The 23,473-nt window shown below is 43.8% G+C and carries 19 protein-coding genes; 18 read left to right on the plus strand and 1 reads right to left on the minus strand.

What is annotated here, in order from left to right:
- The first annotated feature begins 231 nt into the window (after positions 1-231).
- Positions 232-2,496: a formate C-acetyltransferase gene (pflB, locus tag G603_RS0106745; protein WP_026524420.1), complete on the plus strand. Its 2,265-nt coding sequence runs from the start codon at positions 232-234 to the stop codon at positions 2,494-2,496.
- 159 nt (positions 2,497-2,655) lie between these two features.
- Positions 2,656-3,000 (plus strand): endonuclease domain-containing protein, encoded by a 345-nt coding sequence (locus G603_RS0106750; RefSeq protein WP_026669728.1) that lies wholly within the window; start codon positions 2,656-2,658, stop codon positions 2,998-3,000.
- A 251-nt stretch (positions 3,001-3,251) separates the two neighbouring features.
- Here the strand turns inward: G603_RS0106750 and mgtE are convergent, their stop codons facing one another.
- A complete protein-coding gene (gene mgtE / locus G603_RS0106755; RefSeq protein WP_026669729.1) occupies positions 3,252-4,607 on the minus strand; it encodes a magnesium transporter in 1,356 nt (451 codons plus the stop codon).
- A gap of 186 nt (positions 4,608-4,793) precedes the next feature.
- On the opposite strand from mgtE, the gene G603_RS0106760 reads away from it, so the two are divergent.
- The 16 genes from G603_RS0106760 (at position 4,794) to G603_RS0106835 (ending at position 23,303) form a co-directional block, all read left to right on the plus strand.
- Entirely contained in the window at positions 4,794-8,597 is a 3,804-nt protein-coding gene (locus G603_RS0106760; protein WP_026669730.1) for a ligand-binding sensor domain-containing diguanylate cyclase, read from the plus strand.
- Positions 8,598-8,698: 101 nt separating this feature from the next.
- Positions 8,699-10,531 (plus strand): aspartate--tRNA ligase, encoded by a 1,833-nt coding sequence (gene aspS, locus G603_RS0106765; RefSeq protein WP_051207572.1) that lies wholly within the window; start codon positions 8,699-8,701, stop codon positions 10,529-10,531.
- Positions 10,532-10,745: 214 nt separating this feature from the next.
- Positions 10,746-11,024, plus strand: coding sequence for an AtpZ/AtpI family protein (locus tag G603_RS0106770; protein ID WP_026669732.1), 279 nt, complete (start codon positions 10,746-10,748; stop codon positions 11,022-11,024).
- Positions 11,025-11,047: 23 nt separating this feature from the next.
- Positions 11,048-11,464 carry an ATP synthase subunit I gene (locus G603_RS0106775; protein ID WP_026669733.1) on the plus strand — a complete coding sequence of 139 codons (417 nt, stop codon included), beginning with the start codon at positions 11,048-11,050 and terminating at the stop codon, positions 11,462-11,464.
- 9 nt (positions 11,465-11,473) lie between these two features.
- Positions 11,474-12,235 (plus strand): F0F1 ATP synthase subunit A, encoded by a 762-nt coding sequence (locus G603_RS0106780; protein ID WP_026669734.1) that lies wholly within the window; start codon positions 11,474-11,476, stop codon positions 12,233-12,235.
- Positions 12,236-12,337: 102 nt separating this feature from the next.
- Complete coding sequence (atpE, locus tag G603_RS0106785; RefSeq protein WP_026495813.1) at positions 12,338-12,619, plus strand: ATP synthase F0 subunit C; 282 nt, start codon at positions 12,338-12,340, stop codon at positions 12,617-12,619.
- 50 nt (positions 12,620-12,669) lie between these two features.
- On the plus strand, positions 12,670-13,173 hold the full coding sequence (gene atpF / locus G603_RS0106790; protein ID WP_026669735.1) for a F0F1 ATP synthase subunit B: 504 nt from the start codon (positions 12,670-12,672) through the stop codon (positions 13,171-13,173).
- Entirely contained in the window at positions 13,170-13,709 is a 540-nt protein-coding gene (gene atpH / locus G603_RS0106795) for an ATP synthase F1 subunit delta (protein ID WP_026524427.1), read from the plus strand. Before atpF ends, atpH begins: the two co-directional genes overlap by 4 nt.
- 30 nt (positions 13,710-13,739) lie before the next feature.
- A complete protein-coding gene (gene atpA, locus G603_RS0106800; RefSeq protein WP_026524428.1) occupies positions 13,740-15,260 on the plus strand; it encodes a F0F1 ATP synthase subunit alpha in 1,521 nt (506 codons plus the stop codon).
- 20 nt (positions 15,261-15,280) lie between these two features.
- Complete coding sequence (gene atpG / locus G603_RS0106805) at positions 15,281-16,138, plus strand: ATP synthase F1 subunit gamma (RefSeq protein WP_026524429.1); 858 nt, start codon at positions 15,281-15,283, stop codon at positions 16,136-16,138.
- A 15-nt stretch (positions 16,139-16,153) separates the two neighbouring features.
- Entirely contained in the window at positions 16,154-17,551 is a 1,398-nt protein-coding gene (gene atpD / locus G603_RS0106810) for a F0F1 ATP synthase subunit beta (protein ID WP_026495818.1), read from the plus strand.
- Between the two features lie 115 nt (positions 17,552-17,666).
- A complete protein-coding gene (gene atpC / locus G603_RS0106815) occupies positions 17,667-18,068 on the plus strand; it encodes an ATP synthase F1 subunit epsilon (RefSeq protein ID WP_026495819.1) in 402 nt (133 codons plus the stop codon).
- Between the two features lie 176 nt (positions 18,069-18,244).
- Entirely contained in the window at positions 18,245-19,606 is a 1,362-nt protein-coding gene (locus tag G603_RS0106820; RefSeq protein WP_051207574.1) for an MATE family efflux transporter, read from the plus strand.
- Between the two features lie 86 nt (positions 19,607-19,692).
- Positions 19,693-21,342: a BspA family leucine-rich repeat surface protein gene (locus G603_RS21395; RefSeq protein WP_026669737.1), complete on the plus strand. Its 1,650-nt coding sequence runs from the start codon at positions 19,693-19,695 to the stop codon at positions 21,340-21,342.
- Positions 21,343-21,575: 233 nt separating this feature from the next.
- Positions 21,576-22,211: a DUF4867 family protein gene (locus G603_RS0106830; RefSeq protein WP_026524432.1), complete on the plus strand. Its 636-nt coding sequence runs from the start codon at positions 21,576-21,578 to the stop codon at positions 22,209-22,211.
- A gap of 63 nt (positions 22,212-22,274) precedes the next feature.
- Positions 22,275-23,303, plus strand: coding sequence for a LacI family DNA-binding transcriptional regulator (locus G603_RS0106835; protein ID WP_026669738.1), 1,029 nt, complete (start codon positions 22,275-22,277; stop codon positions 23,301-23,303).
- Positions 23,304-23,473: the final 170 nt, after the last annotated feature.

The raw sequence follows: 23,473 nt of genomic DNA on the forward strand, positions 1-23,473 counted from the left end.
ATCAGCTTTGGCTTTTTTTCGCGGTTTAAGGTTGAAATGTTACTCAGTATATGTAAAAATACCATTCGGGTGTCAAATTTTAGGATATACATATTGTGGTTTCTGTATTACAATATACTATATATAGTGGTTTAATAAATTTGACATACATAATCTACTTAATGTTGCACAGGCAACTGCACATAGATTCTGAGGGTGGTATCGTTTTTTCGCTAGAGAGGAGAAGATATTATGAGAGAACAGTGGAGAGGATTTAAAGGAAATAAGTGGACCGACGAAGTTAACTTAAGAGACTTTATCCAGAACAATTATACTATGTACGAGGGAGACGAGAGTTTCCTTGCAGACGCAACAGATGCCACAGACAAGCTTTGGGGCAGATTACAGGAGCTTCAGAAGGAAGAGCGTGCTAACGGCGGCGTACTTGAGTGTGAGACAGAGGTTGTATCAGGTCTTACTGCTTATGGCCCCGGATACATAGATGAATCAATGAAGGACCTTGAGACAGTTGTTGGTCTTCAGACAGACAAGCCTCTTAAGAGAGCATTCATGCCTTACGGCGGAATCAAGATGGCTGAGCAGGCTGCTGAGACATACGGTTTTAAGGTAAATGAGAAGTATCACAAGATTTTTACAGAGTATCATAAGACACACAACCAGGCTGTTTTTGATGCTTATACACCTGAGATGATGGCAGCTCGTCACAGCCACATCGTTACAGGACTTCCGGATACATACGGACGCGGACGTATCGTTGGCGACTACAGAAGAGTAGCCCTTTACGGTATTGATTTCCTTATAGAGCAGAAGAAGGAAGACTTCTCACTTTGCGGTTGCGGTGTTATGACTGATGAAGTTATCCGTCAGCGTGAAGAGATTGCAGAGCAGATCCGTGCTCTTCGCGGAATGAAGGAGATGGCTTCTGTTTACGGATTTGATATTTCTCAGCCTGCAACAAATGCAAGAGAGGCTGTTCAGTGGTTATACTTCGGATATCTTGCAGCTATCAAGACACAGAACGGTGCTGCAATGTCTGTTGGACGTGTTTCCACATTCCTTGATATTTATATTGAGAGAGACCTTAAGGAGGGTACACTTACAGAGTCTGAGGCACAGGAGCTTATCGATCACCTCGTTATGAAGTGCCGTATGGTTAAGTTTGCACGTATCCCCAGCTACAACCAGCTCTTCTCAGGAGATCCCGTATGGGCAACACTTGAGGTCGGCGGACTTGGAATGGACGGTCGTCACATGGTTACCAAGAACGACTACAGATTCCTTCATACTCTTGAGAACATGGGACCTTCACCTGAGCCTAACCTTACAGTACTGTATTCTTCAAGACTTCCTAAGAACTTCAAGAAGTATGCAGCTAAGATCTCTGTTACAACATCTTCTATCCAGTATGAGAATGATGATGTTATGAGACCTGTATGGGGCGATGATTACAGCATTTGCTGCTGCGTATCAGCTACACAGACAGGTAAGGAGATGCAGTTCTTCGGAGCAAGAGCAAACCTTGCTAAGTGTCTTCTTTACGCTATCAACGGCGGTAAGGATGAGAAGTTCCTTGATAAGCAGGGCAACCACATGCAGGTAGGTCCTGAGTATGCGCCCATTACTTCAGAGTATCTTGACTATGACGAAGTAATGGCAAAATATGACAAGATGATGGATTGGCTTGCAAGCCTTTATGTAAATATCCTTAACCTCATCCAGTACATGCACGATAAGTACTACTATGAGGCAGCTGAGATGGCTCTTATCGATACAGATGTACGTCGTACATTCGCTACAGGTATCGCAGGCTTCTCACATGTTGTAGATTCACTTTGCGCTATCAAGTATGCAAAGGTTAAGACTGTTCGTGATGAGTCAGGTCTTGTTGTTGATTACAAAATCGAGGGAGACTTCCCTAAGTATGGTAACGATGATGAGAGAGCAGATGAGATCGCAGTATGGCTCCTTAAGACCTTCCTTAAGAAGGTTAAGAAGAACCACACCTACAGAGATTCTGAGCCCACAACATCAATCCTTACTATTACTTCAAACGTAGTTTATGGTAAGGCTACAGGAGCTCTTCCGGATGGAAGACCTGCATTTGCTCCTTTTGCACCCGGTGCTAACCCGGCTTACGGCGCTGAGCAGAATGGACTTCTTGCTTCACTTAACTCAGTTGCTAAGCTTCCTTACGAGTATGCTCTTGATGGTATATCCAATACACAGACCATCAATCCCGGAGCACTTGGACATGATGATGAAGAGAGAGCAGACAGACTTGTAAACGTAATGGATGGCTACTTTGATCAGGGCGCTCACCACCTTAACGTTAACGTATTTGGTGTTGAGAAGCTTAAGGACGCTATGGAGCATCCTGAAAAGCCTGAGTACGCTAACTTTACAATCCGTGTATCAGGTTACGCTGTTAAGTTCATCGATCTTACAAGAGAGCAGCAGCTTGATGTTATTAACAGAACTTGCCATGAGACAATGTAATTAACACATTACAGAAGTGTAGAAAAAGGAAACGGAAGCGCGAGCGCTTCCGTTTTTTATTAAAGCCTTCTCCCTTTAGGGAGAAGGTGGCACGAAGTGCCGGATGAGGGTGTCGCCGAAGGCGACCGATAAGTGTTACTAAAACGAAAAAGGATTTTTATGATAGATAAGAAAGAACTAACACAGTATTCTCAAAAACTAAGGAAAGAGATGACTAAAGAGGAACGGCACCTTTGGTATGATTTCTTAAAAGGCTTGGATATATCGATTAGAAGACAGAAAGTAGTTGGGAATTATATCCTGGACTTTTATTGTCCAAAGAAAAAAGTAGCTATTGAATTAGATGGATCACAGCACTTTGAAAAAGAAGGCAGGGATAAAGACATCATAAGGGATAATTTCTTAAAAGAACGAGGAATTACTGTGCTAAGATACTCAAATTATGATATTAACATGAATTTTGAGGCTGTTTGTGAAGATATAGCCAGGAAGTTGGGGGGTTGAGTAGAGTGGAGCTTTATTAGAGAACCCTCATCCGTCGCCTACGGCGACACCTTCCCCCTAAAAGGGGGAAGGCTTTGTCCAGGTGATCAGTTTTAACTAGCTATTCTCTGGAAGGGGGAAGGCTTTGTCCAGGTGATCAGTTTTAACTAGCTATCCTTTGGAAGGGGAAGGTTTACTGAGGTGATCATTTCGTATCTTCGGTGCATTGTAAGGGAAAGACTAAAAAACGGAAGCGCGAGCGCTTCCGTTTTTTATACTGCTAAATGCAGCAGCTGAGTTGCAATTGTAAAGTATGCAAGAAGTGAAACTGCATCGACGATTGTGGTAATCATGGGTGATGCCATAACTGCGGGGTCAAAGCCAAGCTTGTCGGCACACATAGGAAGCAGACAGCCGATACTCTTTGCAATTATAACTACAAGGAAAAGAGTAAGGCATACAACAGCTGCAACCGGAAGTGCTAACTTGTCGATTATTAGGAGCTTTACAAAATTGGCAAGTGAAAGTGTGAGACCGCAGAGAACGGCAACTCTTACTTCCTTCCACCAGACCTTGAATATCTCTGAAAACTCGATCTCTCCAAGGGACAGGCTTCGGATAATTGAAACGCTGGCCTGGGATCCTGCATTACCGCCGGTGTCCATCAGCATGGGAATGTAAGCTGTAAGAACCACATAAGCTGACAGGGCATCAGAGAATTTGGTGATTATGGCGCCTGTAAAGGTTGCACTTATCATCAAGAATAAAAGCCAGGGCATTCTGTTTTTGTAGACATCAAGGATTCCGATACGTGAGTAGGGCTTATCGGAAGGGATGATAGCTGCCATCTTCTCGATATCCTCGGTAGCCTCTTCTTCGATGATATCTACTACGTCATCGATGGTGATGATACCGATCATACGGTTTTCGTTATCAACAACAGGCATGGCCGTGAAGTCGTACTTCTGGAACATGTGGGCCGTTTCTTCCTGGTCCGTCATGGTATTGATACTGATGACATTGGTGTTCATTATGTCACCGATCTTTTCATCGGCATCACGGATAAGCAGGTACCTCAGAGCAACCGTTCCGACCAGTATTCTTTGGTTCGTTACTACGTAGCAGATATTGACTGTCTCGGAATCAAGACCTATCTTCTTTATTCTCTCAATGGCCTGAGCCACGGTCATGTACTCTTTCAGGTCCACGTACTCCACTGTCATCAGGGAGCCGGCAGAGTCTTCAGGGTATCTTAGAAGATGATTGATATCAGCTCTGGTATCAGGCCTTGCATTGGCAAGAATCTTCTTTACGATACTGGCAGGCATCTCCTCCAAAAGGTCGGTAGCATCATCGGCCATCAGGTTATCGATGATGTTGCCTGCTTCCTTATCGGACAGGGACTGAATAATGTACTGCTGGTCATCTATTTCCAAATTTGCGAAAACATCAGCTGCAATATCCTTTGGGAGGATTCGGAACATCTTAAGAGAATCCTCGTTCTCCATGTCATCCATGATGGCAGCCACGTCGGCTGTATTCATGTCCTGGAGGGTCTGCCGCAGCTTGGTATACTGCTTGTTTTCCAATAATTCTTTTATAAGATCAAAAATGGTGTTGTCTTCCATAGAATTCTCCAATATAAGAAGGTATTGATACCTAGAAGTTTAGCACACTTTTGAAAAAATATTTCAAAATTTTATAATTTCTTAATCTTTTTAATAGTAATGTTCGTTGAGGGCGAAATTGACGAATGCTAAAATTAAATAGGATAATGCATTATTTATGGACGTAATTACGTTTAGAGGCTTCTTATGGAGAAAATTAAGAAATGGCAAAACTGGCTGCTTGTAGCAGTCTGTATTGTTATTAATCTCATAGGAAGAAATATAGCGGCTTTTTTTGGCATGCCTTTTTGGCTTGATGCCATAGGGACGCTGATTTCAGCGATAGTGCTTGGCCCGATAGGCGGTTCAGTCTGCGGGCTTTTAACCAATGCGATAATTTCTGTGTTTGACAAAGAACCCTTTGCTTATGCCATAGTTTCTGTGGGCATAGGTGCATCTGTGGGTTACTTTTTCCCTAAGACGAAAAATTACAGCATGTTTGAGGTTGTGGCAACTTCGGTATCTGCCGGTTTGGCAGCGGTTATTTTGTCGACTCCTTTTAACATGATTTTCTATGAAGGTCGTACAGGCAACGTTTGGGGCGATGCTCTTATAGACATGCTCTCCCAGGATGTAAAAGTGCCGGTAATATGCACTGTTCTTGGTGAAGCCTTTGTTGATATACCTGATAAAGCCTTAAGTGTATTTATAGGCGTATTTTTCATTAAGGCATATAAGAGAATAACAGACAGAAGAAAGGGCGGTGCAAATGCAAGGCTCCTATTGCTGGCCCTTGCCATTTTGATGATACCCTGCAAGGCAAAGGCGGCGGATTTTGCATCGGAATATGCGCCTTACATTTATACCACAGATGATGGTCTTGATACTGTGGAAATTAATGCTGCCGCGCAGACGGATGACGGCTTTATGTGGGTAGGCACCTATGCGGGGCTTTACAGATTCAACGGTGCAAGATTTGAAGAAGTAATTCTGGATGAACGGATAAGTAATGTCAGGAGGCTGGAGGTAGACAGCAAGGGTAGACTCTGGATAGGAACAAATGACCAGGGTATTGCATGTTATGATCCCGATACCGACGAAGTGGCCTTTTACTCAACGAAAGAGGGACTTGCTGCAAACTCTGTTCGCGCTATATGCGAAGACAAAGAAGGCAATATCTATGTGGGTACAGCAGTAGAACTTTGCAAAATATCCAAGGATGGCAAAGTCAGTGATTTTACGAATGCCAAGCTCAATGGTGTCAGGAGCCTTAGTTGCAATGATAATGGGGTTATTGCAGGCGTAACTACAGGCGGAACATTGTTTTTTATAAGGGATGGAGAAATAGTATACAAAACGATCTATCCCGGCTTTGATGTTTACTATACTGAGGTTGCTGCGGGAAGGGGGAATACCTTTCTTGTAGGAACCAGTGACAATTATGCTGTTCTTGCCACCTTTAAAAATGATGAGGCAGAGTTCGGAAAAAAATTCACCATAAGTAATGGCGCATATTTCAATAAGCTTAAGTATTCGGAAAAGGATAACGGTTATTTTTATTGCTGTGAAAACGGCATTGGTTTTATTACAAACGAAGGAAGAGAGACAGATCTTTCTTTGGAGGAATTTGTAAGCTCGGCATCAGATGTAGTTATTGACTATCAGGGGGACATCTGGTTTGCTTCAGCTAAGCAGGGTATTGTGAGATATGCATGGAATCCTTTCCAGGATATGTTTACCAAGGCCAAGGTTCCGGCGGAAGTTGTTAACTGCGTGCATATAAAAAAGGGACTGATGTATGTTGGAACCAATTCAGGCCTTATCACCATCGATCTGAAGACCTATTATGCGGTTCCCATTGATCATCCTGAGCTTTTTGAGGACGTCAGGATCAGAGATATCCTTGAAGACGAAAAGGGCAATCTGTGGATTAGCACCTACGGAAAAAGCGGGCTTATTGAGCTTCGCGATGATGGCACGGTTAAGCTGTTTAATGAGAACACAGAAAACACAGAAGGTGGAAGATTCAGGACATCATTGGAACTGTCGGATGGAACAATAGTTGCTGCCACTACCACGGGGCTTAATTACATAAGAAATAACCGTGTTGAAAAGACCATGGGAGAGGAACAGGGTATTCAGGCTCAGATTCTCAGTATGGTTGAGATTGCTGACAAGGATATTCTGGCAGGAACCGATGGCGATGGAATATATATCATAAGGGATGGCGAGATAATAAATCATTACAAAGAGGAATCCGGACTTGATTCCCTTGTTGTCATGAAGATAATTCCCTGCGGAGAAGGCGAATATATCTACGTTACAAGTAATTCCCTTTATTATTACAAGGACAATGAAGTAAAAAAACTAAATAAATTCCCATACAGAAACAATTATGATGTGCATTTTACAGATGCCGGTGATGCCTGGGTTACATCCAGTGCCGGTATTTTCGTGGTGAATAAAGAGGACCTTTTAGAGAACGAAGAATACAACTATACACTGCTTAATAAGAGTAAGGGCTTGTATTCATCACTGACAGCCAATTCCAGAAACGCGGTCTACGGCGATTATCTCTATTTGTGCTGCTCAGACGGAGTGCGCAGAATTCCTGTAAAAATGGAAAATCTCTTTGATGATAATTACAAGATCACTATTGGAAAGGTACTGGCAGGAAGCGAAGAGATTAAGGAGAATGCAATTGGAGAATATATAATTCCCGCTATATCCGGAAGAATACAGTTTGATGTTGCGGTTCTTAACTATACCCTTTCAAATCCTTTGCTTCACATTTATCTTGATGGAATACAGGATGATGGAATCACCTGCTCTCAGAAGGATATACAGTCTCTAAGCTACATGAATCTTCCTTACGGTGATTATGGTCTTCATGTTGATGTCCTTGATACCACAGGAAGTGAGGTAATACGTGAGGAAGTCTTCAAGGTCAGGAAGGACTCACAGCTTTTTGAAAGACCATATTTCAAGATATATCTTTTCTCTGTTTGTGTGCTGTTTGTTATTTTTATCGTATGGCTTGTTGGAAATATCCGCGTAGGAATAAACAGCATTGAGAGATGGCAAAAGGAAGCCAAGATCGATCCCATGACGGGTTTCTTTAACAAGGGATATTCACAGCAGGAGCTTGAAAAAATAGTTGCTAAAAAGCGCGGAATCCTCATGATGATCGACCTTGATAATTTCAAGCTTGTAAATGACCTGCATGGACATGATATGGGCGATAAGGTTTTAACCAAGTTTGCAGAGCTGGTACGTTCATGCATACGAGAAGATGATTTTGCTGGAAGAATCGGCGGCGATGAGTTTGTGGTTTTTATTCATGGTGCATCGGATGAAGGTGCTGTTGCCGAGAAAGCCAGGTATTTAAACGAAGAAATTGTGCTTACAGGCAGGGAACTTATGGGAGAGGATTTCAATATTCCTATAAGTGTTTCCATTGGTGCGGTCCTCATTCCAGATGAGGGTACTGAGTATACAGAGCTTTTCAGAAAAGCGGATAAGGCTCTTTACAGCGTGAAGCAAAACGGAAAGCATGGATATATGGTCTACAAGAAAGCCGGCGTAAGTGCCATGGAGGGTGAAGAAATCACAGCTGCCGGCCTTGCGGGTCTTAGAATGATCCTTGGCGAAAGAGGCGAGCAAAAAGGTGCTTATCTTGTGGATTTTGAAAAGCTTCAGATGGTCTACAGACTGTTTGTGCGCATGTCCAAAAGGACCTTTGTAAATGTGTGGATAGTGCAGTTCGCAATCCTTAGAAAGGACGGAGGCTCTGTGGAAGAGTCCATAATGGAAAAATTCATAGAGGTACTGTCCCTTAACCTTAGAAGTAATGATGTGGTTGCGGCAAATGGCAAAAACAAAGTCATTATTATAATGACGGATACAAGTTCAAGGGATGGCATGACACCTGTTGAGCGTATCGTCAATAAGTGGGATCAGATCCAGGGACACGATGATTATGTGCTCAGTTATGAAACAGAGGATATGTAAATACGCAAAAATTCCTTCCTATGTTTTATAAAAACTTGTATGACAAAATGAAAAGGTATAAAATATTTCAGTGATTTTATTTAGAAGGAGTTTTTGAGATTATGCAGTCACGTACAAATACATGTGGTGAACTCAGACTTTCAGATGCCGGCAAGCACGTTAAGCTTGTTGGTTGGATGGAGAATCTTCGCGAAGTAGGCGCGGAGCTGGGATTCATCGTTCTTAGAGATTTTTATGGCACAACACAGATCGTCATCGAGAGCGAAGATATGATGAAGATCGCTAAGGGTATCAACAAGGAATCTACTATTTCCGTAGAAGGCGAGGTTAGGGAGAGAAGCTCCAAGAATCCCAAGCAGGCTACAGGTGAGATAGAGGTTGTTCCCGAGAAGATCGAGGTTCTTGGTCGTTGCCGTTACAACGAGCTTCCTTTTGAGATCAACAGAAGCCGTGAAGCTGACGAGTCAGCAAGACTTAAATATCGTTATCTTGACCTTAGAAATCCTGAGGTTAAAAAGAATATCATTCTTCGTAGCAACGTTATCGCTGCTCTTAGAAGCTCAATGATCGAGCATGATTTCATGGAGATAACAACACCTATCCTTACGGTATCTTCTCCCGAAGGCGCAAGAGACTACCTTGTACCTGCAAGAAAGCACCCCGGCAAGTTCTATGCACTTCCCCAGGCGCCTCAGCAGTTCAAGCAGCTCCTTATGACTTCAGGAATTGATCGTTATTTCCAGATCGCACCCTGCTTCCGTGATGAGGATGCAAGAGGAGACAGATGTCCCGGTGAGTTCTATCAGCTTGATATGGAGATGGCTTTTGCAACTCAGGAAGATGTATTCGAGATCTGTGAGGATGTTCTTCCTCCTATCTTTGCAAAATACGGTACATACGACAGAGCATCAGGTGCTCCTTTTGCACGTATCCCTTATCGTGAAGCCATGGAGAAATACGGCTCAGATAAGCCCGACCTTCGTATCGACCTGACTGTTCAGGATGCTACAGAGGTTCTTAAGGATTGCGGATTTGGTCCTTTTGCAAGCACTGTTTCTGCTGAGGCAGCAGAGGCAAGTGAAGGTGCACTTAAGGCAGGAGATGCTACAGATGTAAGAATCAAGGCTGTTGTAATCTCTGACTTTAAGGAGAGCCGCAAATTTATCGATAAGACAATCGGCGAAGTAGAGGTTCAGGCAGGCGTTAAGCCTTACTGGTTCAGAATAGATGAGAACGGCGATGTTGTTGGTGGTATCGCCAAGTTCGTTCAGGAGAATAAGGATGCTGTTATTTCAGCTCTTGGCCTTAAGGCAGGAGATCTTGTAGTTCTCAGCTCAGGCAAGCTCCTTCAGGCTCAGAAAACAGCAGGTGTTGTTGTTAAGACCTTTGGCGCAGCTGTTCCCGGACATATGGACAAAGAGCAGTACTCATTCTGCTGGATAGTTGACTTCCCTATGTATGAGATCGGTGAGGAGTCAGGCGAGCTTGAGTTCTGTCACAATCCTTTCTCAATGCCTACAGGTGGAATGGAAACACTTCTCAAGGCAGAGCGCGGCGAGATTGATCCTCTTGATATCATGGCTGATCAGTATGACCTTGTATGTAACGGTATTGAGCTTTCATCAGGTGCTGTCAGAAACCACGATCCTGAGATCATGATCAAGGCATTTGAGCTTGTTCGTCTCGGTGAAGAAGATGTTAAGGCTAAATTCCCTGCTATGTACAATGCATTCTGCTATGGCGCACCGCCGCACGCCGGAATTGCTCCCGGTGTAGACCGTATGATAATGCTTCTTTCAGGCGAGCCTACCATCAGAGAGGTAATACCTTTCCCTATGAACAAGAACGCTCAGGACGTAATGATGGGTGCTCCCGGAGAGGTTACAGAGAAGCAGCTTGAAGAGCTTCATATCAAGACAGTTGTCGAAGAATAATATATAATTCAGACTACTTTAGAGGTCCCGATTTTGGGACCTCTTTTTATACCCTTTTTCAAAAGTAAAATGTTTGTAAAATCGACCATAAAGAATTGTTTTTTCTGACTAATACTTGTATTATTGAAATATATGTTGCGGTATTTCGCACTTTTATTAAAAATGTATTGCACTTTTGGGAAAACGCCCAAATTGTCTATAAGAAAAGGTCTCAATGATTAAGAAAACAACCGATTTATCCAAACTTTTCACACAGTTCGCTATGGTGGGACAGCTGGGATTGTCACTTGTGACACCGCTTCTCATCTGTATTTTCGCATGCTATATGCTGACAACAAGGCTTGGAGCACCCGGGTGGATTTATATCATCGGCTTCTTTTTCGGACTTGGGGGATCTATGACGACGGCATATAAGGTCTATCTTGATATCACAAAGAAAAACGAACCCAAGAAACGCCCGGAGAATGAAGTGTCATTCAATAAACATGTATAAGAAAGAGAGAAAAAAGTTTTGTTATGGTAGTTCAGGACGCAGTTAAGAAGGAGACTACTTTTATTGCTGTGGGGACAGCGGTAGTGAGCCTGCTTGTTATTGTAGTATTTTTTATTTTGCATCAATTGGTGCCTGGTTACGCACCTTTTGACTATACGGTCTTCTTAGGGGCGATCGGTGGCACGATCGTGGCTGTTGGCAACTTCTTCTGGATGGGGCTTACAGTGCAGAAGATCACGGGGATGAGCGAAGAGGAGACAGACAGAGCGCGAAGCACAATGGCGGTCAGCCTGCGTTATCGCACGATGCTGCAGCTTTTGTGGGTGGTATTGTCTATCTTCGTACCGGCCATCAATCTGGTTACCGGTGTGACACCTCTTTTCGTTCCCAGTATTTTAATAAAAATTCGCGGGATTCTATCTGCGAGGAAAGGAAGGTGAAAATAAAGTATGAACTTTGAAGTAGCCGGCAGTAAGATCTTTTACACCATTCACACCGGCATACCGGTTCTCGGCGATTTTACCATCAATGAGACGCTGGTTGTCAGCTGGATCGTAATGGCGATCATAACGCTGCTGTGTATCTTCCTGACGAGAAACCTTCAGGTCGAGAATATTTCAAAGCGCCAGGCGATTGCAGAGATGATTGTTGAAGCAGCGCACAATCTGGTTCGGAGCAATACGGGCGGCACCAAGTTTGACTGGCTGATTCCGTTAGTATCCACGATATTTGCCACAAGTATCGTATCGAACCTCATTTGCCTTGTGGGTCTACGAAGCCCCACAGCCGATCTTTCCACAGAAGCGGCATGGGCCATTGTCGTGTTTATTATCATCACTGCATGCAAGATCAAAGCGGGAGGATTCCTTGGTTATCTGAAGGGATTCACAACGCCTATAGCTGTAATGACACCGTTCAATATTTTGTCTGAGTTGGCAACACCTGTAAGTATGGCTTGCCGTCACTTTGGTAATATCCTTTCAGGTATAGTTATTGACGGACTTATCTATGCAGCTCTGGCAATTGCTTCATCCGCAATATTCGGACTAATACCCGGTGTAGTGGGTGATGTACTTTCAAATATTCCGATTCTGAGCGTCGGTCTCCCGGCAATCCTGGGCGTATATTTTGACTGGTTTACAGGATGTATGCAGGCGTTTATTTTCTCAATGCTGACGATAATGTATATCGCCAATGCAGCAGAGGGATAATTAAAAATCAAATCAAATAAATGGCCCCAAGCCTTCTCCCTGGGGAGAAGGTGGCACGAAGTGCCGGATGAGGGGTATATAAAAAACTAGGAGGATTTAAACATGAGTGATTTTCAGATTTTAGCAAAAGGTATTGCACTTGCAGGATGCGGTATTGGTGCAGGATGTGCACTGATCGCCGGTATCGGACCTGGTATTGGTGAAGGAAATGCCGTTTCTAAGGCTCTTGAAGCTATCGGTCGCCAGCCTGAGTGTAAGGGTGACGTAACAAGTACCATGCTTCTTGGTTGTGCTATCGCAGAGACAACCGGTATCTATGGTTTCGTTACTGGCCTTCTGCTTATCTTCGTAGCACCGGGCACATTCATGAACTATCTGAACTAATTACAGATCAGTAGTTACAGCCCCGAAGTAGAAAGTATGGAGGAACACGAATGGGCACACAGGACTTAGTTACAATCGTTCCGTGGAATTTCATAGCTCAGATCTGCAACCTCTTCATTCAGATGTGGCTTATCAAAAAATTCCTTTTCAAGCCTATAAATGAGGTTCTTGAAAAGAGAAGACAGCTCACAGAGAACGAGCTTAAGCAGGCAAGAGAAGCCAAAGAGAAGGCTGACACAATGAAGAGGGAATATGAGACCAGCTTATCCTCAGCTCAGGCAGAAGCAGCAGAGATAGTTGCAAATGCCACAAAAGAAGCTCAGGGCAAGGCTGACAGCATCGTAAAAGAAGCTGAGCAGCAGGCTAAAGGTATCATGGAAAGAGCAGAAGCTGATATCGAACAGGAAAAGAAGAAAGCCATCAATGAGGCTAAGGACACCATCGGCGGACTTGCAATGGATATTGCAGGCAAAGTCGTGGAGAAGGAAATCAACGAGAACGATCATAAGAAACTTATTGATGAATTCATTAACAATGTAGGGGAGGCGTCATGACCAAGGCTGGAGATTTATACGGACAGAGTCTGTATGATCTGGCGCTTTCGGAAAACCTTACGGATGATATCTTAAGTCAGATGGAATCGGTCAAAGAGATTTTCAAGGAGAATCCGGACTATGTAACTCTTTTATCAGAGCCTTCAGTTCCGAGAAAAGAGAGAATAAAGCTTGTAGATGAAGCTTTTGACGGACAGCTCCAGCCGTATCTGCTGAACTTTATAAAGATCCTTATTGAAAAAGGTCTTTTGAGACAGTTTTCGGCTTGTGTAAAGAGATTCAGAAGCAGCTATAACAAGGATCACGGAATCGCTGAGGCGACTGTGATCAGCGCTATAAAACTTGACGATAGTCAGGTGAGCGCACTTAAGTCAAAGCTTGAATCCATAAGCGGCAAGAAAATTCTTTTAACCCAGAAAACCGATGAAGCTGTTCTTGGAGGAATCCGGGTGGAGATCGAAGGAAAGCTCTATGACGGAACCGTTCAGGGCCGACTTGATGAACTCCGCAGAAAGGTCGACGAGACAGTCCTATAAGTAAGAATAAAACCCACGGAGGCTTTTAGAATGGAATTAAAACCAGAAAAAATATCCGAGGTGATTCGAAGCCAGATCAAAAACTATCAAAATGCGATCATTCAGAATGAGACCGGAACAGTTCTTACCGTTGGTGACGGTATTTCAAGAGTATCAGGACTCCTGAACTGTATGTCAGGAGAACTTCTTGAGTTCGAGAACGGCACATTCGGAATGGCTCAGAACCTCGAAGAGACAGTAGTATCTGCGGTTCTGTTCGGCGAAGATGTTGGTATCAGCGAAGGACAGACCGTTAAGCGTACCGGACGTGTTGTTTCCGTACCGGTAGGCGATGCAATGATAGGACGTGTTGTAAATGCTATCGGACAGCCGATCGATGGCGCAGGCCCTATCGAATCAGATGATTATAGACCTGTTGAAATTAAGGCACCCGGCATCATCGAGAGACAGCCCGTTAAAGAGCCGCTTCAGACCGGTATCAAGGCTATCGACTCCATGATTCCCATCGGACGCGGACAGCGTGAGCTGATTATCGGTGACCGTCAGACAGGTAAGACCACTATTGCTATAGATACAATCATCAACCAGAAGGGTAAGGATGTTATCTGTATCTACGTAGCTATCGGTCAGAAGAGATCAACAGTTACAGGCCTGGTTGCAGAATTGCAGAAAGCCGGCGCTATGGAGTACTCCATAGTTGTTGCTGCTACAGCATCAGAGCCCAGCCCGCTGCAGTACATCGCTCCTTACACAGGATGTACAATGGGTGAGTATTTTATGAACAAGGGTAAGCACGTGCTGGTTATCTATGATGACCTTTCCAAGCACGCAGTAGCATATCGTGCACTGTCACTGCTTATCCGCAGACCTCCGGGACGTGAGGCATATCCCGGTGACGTATTCTATCTGCACTCAAGACTTCTTGAGAGAGCAGCTAAGCTTTCCGATGAAAACGGCGGCGGCTCACTTACAGCCCTTCCTATCATCGAGACTCAGGCCGGTGACGTATCTGCTTACATTCCTACAAACGTTATCTCCATCACAGATGGTCAGATATTCCTTGAGACCGAGCTTTTCCACTCTGGTATCATGCCGGCGGTTAACCCCGGTATCTCAGTATCACGAGTAGGTGGTAATGCTCAGATCAAGGCCATGAAGAAGGTTGCCGGAACCCTGAAGCTTATCTATTCACAGTACAGAGAGCTGCAGAGCTTTGCTCAGTTCGGTTCTGACCTTGATGAAGACACCAAGTCACGTCTTGCACAGGGTGAAAGAATCGTTGAAGTACTGAAGCAGGATAAGAGTTCACCTGTTGCCGTAGAGAAGCAGGTAGCCATTCTGTACGCGGTTATCAACAACGTTCTTACAGAAGTTGCTGTTACTGATATAGCTGAGTACGAAGCAGGCCTCTTCGATTTCCTTGATTCAAATCCTGACGGAAGCGATGTTATGAAGACAATCCGCGAGACAGGAAAACTTGAATCAGATACCGAAGAAAAGCTTAAGAACGTACTTAAGGCTTATACCGATAATTTCCTTAGCAGGAAATAACAATCACGGAGGAATGATACATGGCTGCTAATATGAAAGCTGTGAAGCTCCGGATAAAAAGCGTACAGAGCACCATGCAGATCACAAAGGCGATGCAGCTGGTTGCAGCAAGTAAGCTGAGAAAAGCTAAGGAGAAGGCAGATAATTCCAAGCCCTACCTTGGAACCTTGCTGGACACCTTAAGAGACATCGCTGACGGTAACCAAGATTTCCAGTCACCTTATACCAAGGTGGGAAGCAATGATAAATGGTTATACGTTGTAATCGCAGGTGACAGAGGACTTGCAGGAGGATACAACTCCAACCTGTTTAAGTTCATGGAAAGCGAGACAAAGGGACGCGACATCGAGGTATTTCCCATTGGTAAGAAATCAGTGGAATACTTCAAACACAGAAATGTTCCGATCTTCACTGAGGAATTTTCAGAGGTTGCCAAGGTAACCATTTCTGACTGCTTCTCAGTGGCAAATCTTTTATGTAAAGCATATAAAGAAGAAAAATTCGGACATATTTTCCTGTGCTATACGGATTTCATATCCATGATGTCACAGGTACCAAAGGCCAGTCCGATACTGCCGCTTTCAGACCTTAAGGTTGAGGATGGAGAACCTAAAAAGTCGAAATCCCTGATTCTGTACGAACCGGATAGTGAGACTGTTTTCAATACAGTTGTTCCGGAGTATTTGGCGGGAGTGCTTTATTCGAGTATCAATATCTCTGTTGCGAGTGAACTTGCAGCGAGAAGAACTGCGATGGAAGCAGCTACCGACAACGCAGAAGAAATGATAGAAACACTTAGTTTGTACTATAACAGAGCACGACAGGCAAGCATCACGCAGGAAATCACGGAGATCGTTGCCGGTGCCGAAGAGCCGTAAAGGAGAAAACTCACAATGAGTGAAAAACATGTTGGAAAGGTAATACAGGTAACAGGACCTGTCCTTGACATTCGTTTTGGCGAGGGTGAGCTGCCGGATCTGCATAGTGCTATTGAAATTCAGAATGGAGATACAACTCTTGTTGCTGAGGTAGCACAGCAGATAGGTGATGATGTAGTTCGTTGTATTGCAATGAGCTCCACGGACGGACTTGTTCGTGGAACCGACGCTGTTGATACAGCGAATCCTATATCTGTTCCGGTAGGTGATGAATGCCTCGGACGAATTTTCAATCTTCTCGGTGAGCCGGTTGATAACCAGCCTGCACCGCAGACACAGGAGAGATGGCCTATTCACAGACCCGCTCCCTCCTTTGAGGACCAGGTTCCTGCAACTGAGATTTTTGAGACAGGTATCAAAGTAGTAGATTTAATCTGCCCTTATGCTAAGGGTGGTAAGATTGGTCTGTTCGGTGGTGCGGGAGTTGGAAAAACTGTCCTCATCATGGAGCTTATCAATAACGTAGCGAAGGCACACGGTGGTATCTCAGTATTCACCGGTGTTGGAGAGCGTACACGTGAAGGTAACGACCTTTACGGAGAAATGAAGGAAAGTGGAGTTATCAACAAGACTGCACTGGTTTACGGACAGATGAACGAGCCTCCGGGAGCACGTATGAGAGTTGCTCTTTCCGGACTGACAATGGCTGAGTATTATCGTGATGTAAAGAATCAGGACGTGCTTCTTTTCATCGATAATATCTTCCGTTTCACACAGGCCGGTTCAGAGGTTTCAGCGCTGCTTGGACGTATGCCTTCAGCCGTTGGTTATCAGCCTACACTGGCTACAGAAATGGGTGCTTTGCAGGAGCGTATCACTTCTACAAAGAAGGGTTCAATCACATCAGTTCAGGCCGTATACGTGCCTGCTGATGACCTTACAGACCCTGCACCTGCAACCACTTTCACACACTTGGACGCTACAACCGTTTTGTCCCGTGATATTGCTTCTAAGGGTATTTACCCCGCAGTTGATCCGCTTGATTCAACCAGCCGTATCCTTTCTCCCGACATAGTTGGAAAAGAACACTATGAGGTAGCAAAGGGTGTGCAGCAGGTTCTTCAGAGATACCGCGAACTGCAGGATATTATCGCAATCATGGGTATGGATGAGTTGTCTGATGAGGATAAGCAGACAGTATTCAGAGCACGTAAGGTTCAGAACTTCCTGTCACAGAGCTTCTCAGTTGCTGAGCAGTTCACAGGACTTCCGGGCAAATACGTTCCGCTTAAGGAGACTATCCGCGGATTCAAGATGATCCTTGATGGTGAATGTGACGATCTTCCTGAGTCAGCATTCCTGCTTGTTGGAACAATTGACGAAGTGTTCGAAAAAGCTAAGAAGAATTCATAAAATATAGCCTTCTCCATTTAATGGAGAAGATATCTGTAAAGCAGAAGGATACTAATATTCTAGCCTTCTCCTTTTAAGGAGAAGGTGTCTGCGAAGCAGACGGATGAGGTAAAATATGGCTACTTATCATTTACAGGTCGTATCCCTGGATGGAATGGAATATGAGGGCGAGGTTGAGAAGATCATGCTCCGTACTGTAGATGGCGATGTTGAGATTCTTGCGAGACACACCAACTACTGCACAGGAATAGGCATGGGAACTGCTCATGTAACCTTAGCCGATGGCAAGGAACGCCGAGCTGCCTGCATAGGTGGAATGCTTTCTGTCATGGACGGTATGGTCCGCGTACTTCCAACTACATGGGAGTGGAGCGACGAGATAGATGTGGAACGTGCGCGTTCAGCGAAAGCCAGAGCCGAAGAAAGGCTTAAGGATGCGCAGCTCACCAAGGAAGCCAGAGTCCGCGCTGAAGCCAAGCTTTATCGTGCACTTGTGCGCCTTGGTTCCGCACAGTGATGAAATGACGGTCTTGCGATTTTGAGGGAGTAACATACTCGGGGGAGATGTGATCCTGTCAGATTAGTAAAGGTCGGAACATTAGACATTATGAGGCGCTGTGGTTTGCCTAGACGGCTTGCTGCAGCGCTTTTGTTGTATCCGGCATGAATTAAGAACTAAAGAGAATAAATTTAATGATTAAAATAATAAAGGCCAGGAAAGGCTTCTATCACGAGTTATTCGTACTCGTGATTCCGATAGTAATACAGAATCTGATAGCATCTGCTGTAAGCATGGCAGATGTAGTTATGCTGGGAAGAGTTGATCAGACCTCAATTTCAGCGTCAAGTCTTGCAGGGCAGGTAATGTTCCTTCTAAATGTAGTATTCTTTGGGCTGAATTCTGCGCTGACTATTCTTGCTGCCCAGTATTGGGGAAAAAGAGACACAAAGACCATATCCAAGATCCTTGGAATAGGGCTCATAATCTCGCTTGTGATAACGGTATCACTGGCACTAGCGGCCTTTTTCTTCCCTCGTTATGTCATAAGAGTTTGGACCAATGTGCCGGAACTCATTGATGCAGGAGCTGTTTACCTGAGATATGTTGCACCATCATACATTTTTCTTGGAATAGCGCAGCCCTATCTTACCATCCTTAAAAGCTGTGAGAGAGTAATGTTTTCAACCACTCTGTCAGCTTCAACGCTGGTGCTGAATGTGATACTTAATGCGCTTTTGATATTCGGACTCGGTCCGTTCCCTGAGATGGGTATCGCGGGAGCAGCCCTTGCAACGACTATCTGCTGGGCCTACGGAGTTGCTGTATGTATCGTTGATTTTTGCAAACAAAAGATTTTGCCAAAGAATATCATCGATATGTTTAGGATACCAAGAGCACTGGTTTCTGACTTTGCTAAGTATTCGCTTCCTGCATTTATAAATGATGCAATGTGGGGTCTTGCTTTTAATATGAACTCCATCATTATGGGACATCTGGGCTCTGACATTGTGGCAGCCAACTCCGTAGTGTCTGTGGCAAGAGACCTTGTAACGGTTGTGGGCTTTGGAATATCGGCAGCAGCGTCCATTATGCTGGGAAAAGAGATTGGAGAAAATCGCCTTGATGATGCCAAAAAAGATGCTTCATCAATAATGAGGGTTACTGTCTTGTCCGGAATAATATCAGGAGCGGTTTTATTTGCCATTAGTCCCGTTGTTCCGGGGCTTGTGAAAATATCAGCAACCGCAGCGCACTATCTTAGGATAATGCTGTATATAAATGTTTTTTATCAGATGGGCCAGATTATCAACACCGTGCTTATCGCATCCCTCTTTAGGTGCGGCGGCGATTCAAAATATGGAATGGTCCTTGATATAGCATGTATGTGGGGCTTTGCGGTACCGCTTGGTCTCATTAGTGCATTTGTACTTAAACTGCCTCCTATAATAGTTTATGCTCTGATGTGTACAGACGAATTTGCTAAGATGCCCTTTGCTATCCGGCATTATATGAGCAAGAAATGGATCAGAAATATTACAAGAGAAATTAATTAAATCGTATTTCAAGTTGACGATATGGTATTAAGATTTTATGATTAAATAGTCTATGTTGTAGACAAGAAAAGTTTAAGGGGAAACAAATGAAAAAGGGGAAAAGTCTGATTATTTCTATCACAGCAATGCTGTGTCTGTTTTTTGTGGTTTTTGGCATGAAAACCACTGCTCATGCAAAAACCGGTGATCTGTATGAAGGAAACAAATTCAATGATACTATCAAAGAGTTTAATAACGAGAAAGTAGACTGGTTAACTGAAGATAAAGTCATTACAAAGATAGTATTTGCCAAAACTTCTGCTGTATCAACAAAAAACCTTGCGAGCAAAGTAGTAGGAGACGGCGTAACAGCATATTATAATGCAACCACAAAAACCTTATATATCTGCTCCGACGAGAAAATAAGATTCAACTTTTCTTGTGATGATATGTTTTTTAATATGCAGGCAGTAGAATCTATTGATTTCGGAAAAGACATCATAGATACGACCAATATGGTAAAAGCATATCAGATGTTCAGAGATTGTGTGAGCCTTAAAAAGCTTGACCTAAGAGAATTCAGAACACCAAAGCTCAAAGACATGAGTACGATGTTTCACTGTTGCATAAGCCTTGAAGAATTAAATCTCAGCAGCTTTGACACTTCAAAGGTTACCAATATGCACAGTACTTTCATGACGCTTTCCAGTATAAGGAGATTAGATCTTGGCAATTTTGATACATCAAATGTAACATCGATGACTCAGCTGTTTACATATGACTCTAATCTGGAAAGCCTTGACCTTTCAGGATTTGATACATCCAATGTAGATAATATGTACAGGATGTTCTGTTTTTGCAGCAGCTTGAAATCAATAAATTTTGGTGAAAAGTTTAATACCGCAAAAGTCAAAGATTTCAATGAAATGTTCAACGCATGCACTGACCTGGAATATCTGGATCTCAGCACCTTTGATTTTTCATCGGTTGATTATAAGGATGCAAAAGGCTTCATAGTCGGTTGCAGCTCACTTGAGTGTATAGATGCTCCCCATGTATTACCTGCTGATTTTAACTATCGCTCAGAATACTTTTGGGGGTCGCTTTCGGATCTTGGAGAAGTTGCACTTGATAACAATAAGGACGGCGTTCCCGATGACAATAGAAGGTTCAGCTGTTTCCTTGCAGCCAATGAAAGTAACAGATATCTTTTTGTAAAGCAGTTAGGAAAGCCCAAAAAGGAAGAGAAAAATACTCCTGAAGAAGATGACAGCGATATGGGCGATGAAAAGCAGCTTCAGGTAAAAAATAAAACTTCGGCAAGCACAGGCAGTAAAAACTCTGCCAAGCTACCCATGAAAATAACCATCGACAAAATAACCTATAGGATCGGAGTAGATGGTAAGGCAGAAGTAATCAAGATCGGAGCTACGAAAAAAGCAAGGATCAACTTCATCGAAGTGGACGGAGTGGCTTATCCGGTAGTTAAGATAGCAAATAATGCCTGCAAATCCAATAAGACCATTAAGGAAGTAACACTTGGTAAATGCATTAAGCGCATAGGAAAAAATGCATTCAAGAAATGCAAAAAGCTTAAGAAGGTAAACATATATGCCAATAAATCACTGAAGGTTCAGAAGAATGCATTCAAGAACTTGCCGAAAAAAGCAAGGATCAAGGTTAAGGGAGTTAAAGGCAAAACCAGAGATAAGATAAAAAAGGCAATTAAAAGGCAGACAAATGCAAATGTAATGTAAATAAATATACGACAGCACATAGCCCTCGCAGTTTTGCGGGGGCTATTGTTATCTTTGTATAAAATCCACCCCATGATATTTGTAGAATAGTGATAATTGAAGAACGGTGTCATTTAACCTATAATGTGTGTACGTTCACGGAAAAGCAAAATTCGCTGATTTTTCGCGATTTGGCTTTAACATCAGTAACAATCAACATTTCACAAATAAAAAAGTAAAGCGGGGTAGGAAAGATGGTAATTAAAAGCGTTACAGACAAAGAATTCAAAGAATACGGCAGAGTAGTGGAAGGATACAGTGTAGCTGAAATCCTTAAGGCACTTGAGAATGACACACCCTGCCCGGATGATGTTGTTTACGTAGCAGAAGAGCCTAAGCTGATGGCAACTGCTGATACTAAGGATCTTGGCACAAGCCTTTTTGGCGGCATGCCTTTCCAGTTCGGATACTGCAACGGTCACAACACAAAGATGAACTGCATGGAGTATCACAGAGACAGCGAGTTTAACCTTGGTACAGAGGATTTCATCCTTCTTCTTGCAAAGCTCAGCGACATCGAAGACGGCAAGCTTGATTCTTCCAAGGTAGTAGCATTCAAGTGCCCTAAGGGCGTACTCGTTGAGGTTTATGCTTCAACTCTTCACTATGCTCCCTGCCATGCAGATGCTTCTAAGGGCTTCAAGGTACTTATCGCACTTCCTAAGGGAACAAACGTAGGAACCACAGAGACAGCAGGCAAGAACCTTGATGACAGAACACTTTTCGCTACAAACAAGTGGCTTCTTGCACACAAGGACGCATCAGAGATCGCAGACGGCGCATACGAAGGCATCACAGGCGAGAACATTGATATTGCAGGTCTTATCTGATCACTGAAAAAATAAAAGCTTCCCGGGTGGGAGGTGTCACGAAGTGACAGATGAGAGGTAATGATGGCAACTATAACAGAAATTGCTGAACTTGCCGGTGTATCAATAGGTACTGTTGACAGGGTTTTACACAACAGAGGCTATGTCAAGGCCGAGACCAGAGAGCGTGTCGAGAAAGCCTGTGAAGAATTGCAATATGAACCCAACAGGGTGGCACAGGGCCTGGCGGTTAGGAAAAAGAAGCTTAAGTTTCTTTTCATGATCCCAAAGACACAGTACAGTCCGTTTTTTATACCGGTCAGAGAAAGCGCAGAGAAAAAAGCTAAATCTCTTGAGGCATATGCTGCCACAACGGATATCATCGAATATCCCGACAGCGCAGCTGAGGAAGCAGAGCTTATAAAGACGCTGAAAAAGAGCATAGGTGAATATGACGGAGTATGCATTACAGGAACGGTTTCACCTATAAACGATCTTATCATTGCAGAGCAGAAAAAACGCGATATTCCGCTTGTTTTCTACAACAGCAGACTGGACGGCGTTGAGCATCTTGCGTATGTGGGATGCGACTATATAGCTTCCGGAAGACTGGCAGCAGGACTTACTGCCATGGCGGGAGGCGATGATGCGAAGATCTGCTTTTTCACAGAGTATGACAGCATAAAAGAGAGTGCTACGGAGCGTATCAGAGGCTTTTCAAACGAGATGAGCTCAAGGTATCCCGATATGGAACTCCTCGGAAGGTGGAGCATATCCCTGGACAGAGAGGAGAATAAGCGCTCGGTAAAAGAGATGTTTGTAAAGTATCCCGAGACCAATGTGGTCTATGTCATAAATCCCAGAGATTATGACATCTGTAGACTCATAGCCGCAGAGGATACAGATCATAAGATAAGGATAATCACCAACGACCTTGTAGCGGTGCAGTATGAGATGTTCCACAAGGGCCTCATAACCGCAACAATCTGCCAGGAACCGGAGAAACAGGGCAAGCTTTCCCTGGAGATTCTCTTTAATTATCTGGCGTACGGTACAGTGCCCAAGAAGGTGAATTATACTGAGCTCAGCATACATATAGAACAGAATTTATAGAACCTCATCCGGTGCTTCGCACCACCTTCCCCTAAAAGGGGAAGGCATAAAGCCTTTTTCTCTTTAGGGGAAGGCATAAAGGCTTCTTCCCTGTATGGAAAGTCATAAAGCCTTCTCCCCTTTGGGGAGAAGGTGTCAGCGAAGCTGACGGATGAGGGGACATAGTTACC

Source organism: Butyrivibrio sp. AE3006 (genome assembly GCF_000424165.1).
Lineage (GTDB): Bacteria > Bacillota > Clostridia > Lachnospirales > Lachnospiraceae > Butyrivibrio.

Coding starts and splice junctions, on each gene's coding strand:
- pflB (WP_026524420.1), top strand. CDS start 232: ATGAGAGAACAGTGGAGAGGATTTAAAGGAAATAAGTGGACCGACGAA.
- G603_RS0106750 (WP_026669728.1), top strand. CDS start 2,656: ATGATAGATAAGAAAGAACTAACACAGTATTCTCAAAAACTAAGGAAA.
- mgtE (WP_026669729.1), bottom strand. CDS start 4,607: ATGGAAGACAACACCATTTTTGATCTTATAAAAGAATTATTGGAAAAC.
- G603_RS0106760 (WP_026669730.1), top strand. CDS start 4,794: ATGGAGAAAATTAAGAAATGGCAAAACTGGCTGCTTGTAGCAGTCTGT.
- aspS (WP_051207572.1), top strand. CDS start 8,699: ATGCAGTCACGTACAAATACATGTGGTGAACTCAGACTTTCAGATGCC.
- G603_RS0106770 (WP_026669732.1), top strand. CDS start 10,746: ATGATTAAGAAAACAACCGATTTATCCAAACTTTTCACACAGTTCGCT.
- G603_RS0106775 (WP_026669733.1), top strand. CDS start 11,048: ATGGTAGTTCAGGACGCAGTTAAGAAGGAGACTACTTTTATTGCTGTG.
- G603_RS0106780 (WP_026669734.1), top strand. CDS start 11,474: ATGAACTTTGAAGTAGCCGGCAGTAAGATCTTTTACACCATTCACACC.
- atpE (WP_026495813.1), top strand. CDS start 12,338: ATGAGTGATTTTCAGATTTTAGCAAAAGGTATTGCACTTGCAGGATGC.
- atpF (WP_026669735.1), top strand. CDS start 12,670: ATGGGCACACAGGACTTAGTTACAATCGTTCCGTGGAATTTCATAGCT.
- atpH (WP_026524427.1), top strand. CDS start 13,170: ATGACCAAGGCTGGAGATTTATACGGACAGAGTCTGTATGATCTGGCG.
- atpA (WP_026524428.1), top strand. CDS start 13,740: ATGGAATTAAAACCAGAAAAAATATCCGAGGTGATTCGAAGCCAGATC.
- atpG (WP_026524429.1), top strand. CDS start 15,281: ATGGCTGCTAATATGAAAGCTGTGAAGCTCCGGATAAAAAGCGTACAG.
- atpD (WP_026495818.1), top strand. CDS start 16,154: ATGAGTGAAAAACATGTTGGAAAGGTAATACAGGTAACAGGACCTGTC.
- atpC (WP_026495819.1), top strand. CDS start 17,667: ATGGCTACTTATCATTTACAGGTCGTATCCCTGGATGGAATGGAATAT.
- G603_RS0106820 (WP_051207574.1), top strand. CDS start 18,245: ATGATTAAAATAATAAAGGCCAGGAAAGGCTTCTATCACGAGTTATTC.
- G603_RS21395 (WP_026669737.1), top strand. CDS start 19,693: ATGAAAAAGGGGAAAAGTCTGATTATTTCTATCACAGCAATGCTGTGT.
- G603_RS0106830 (WP_026524432.1), top strand. CDS start 21,576: ATGGTAATTAAAAGCGTTACAGACAAAGAATTCAAAGAATACGGCAGA.
- G603_RS0106835 (WP_026669738.1), top strand. CDS start 22,275: ATGGCAACTATAACAGAAATTGCTGAACTTGCCGGTGTATCAATAGGT.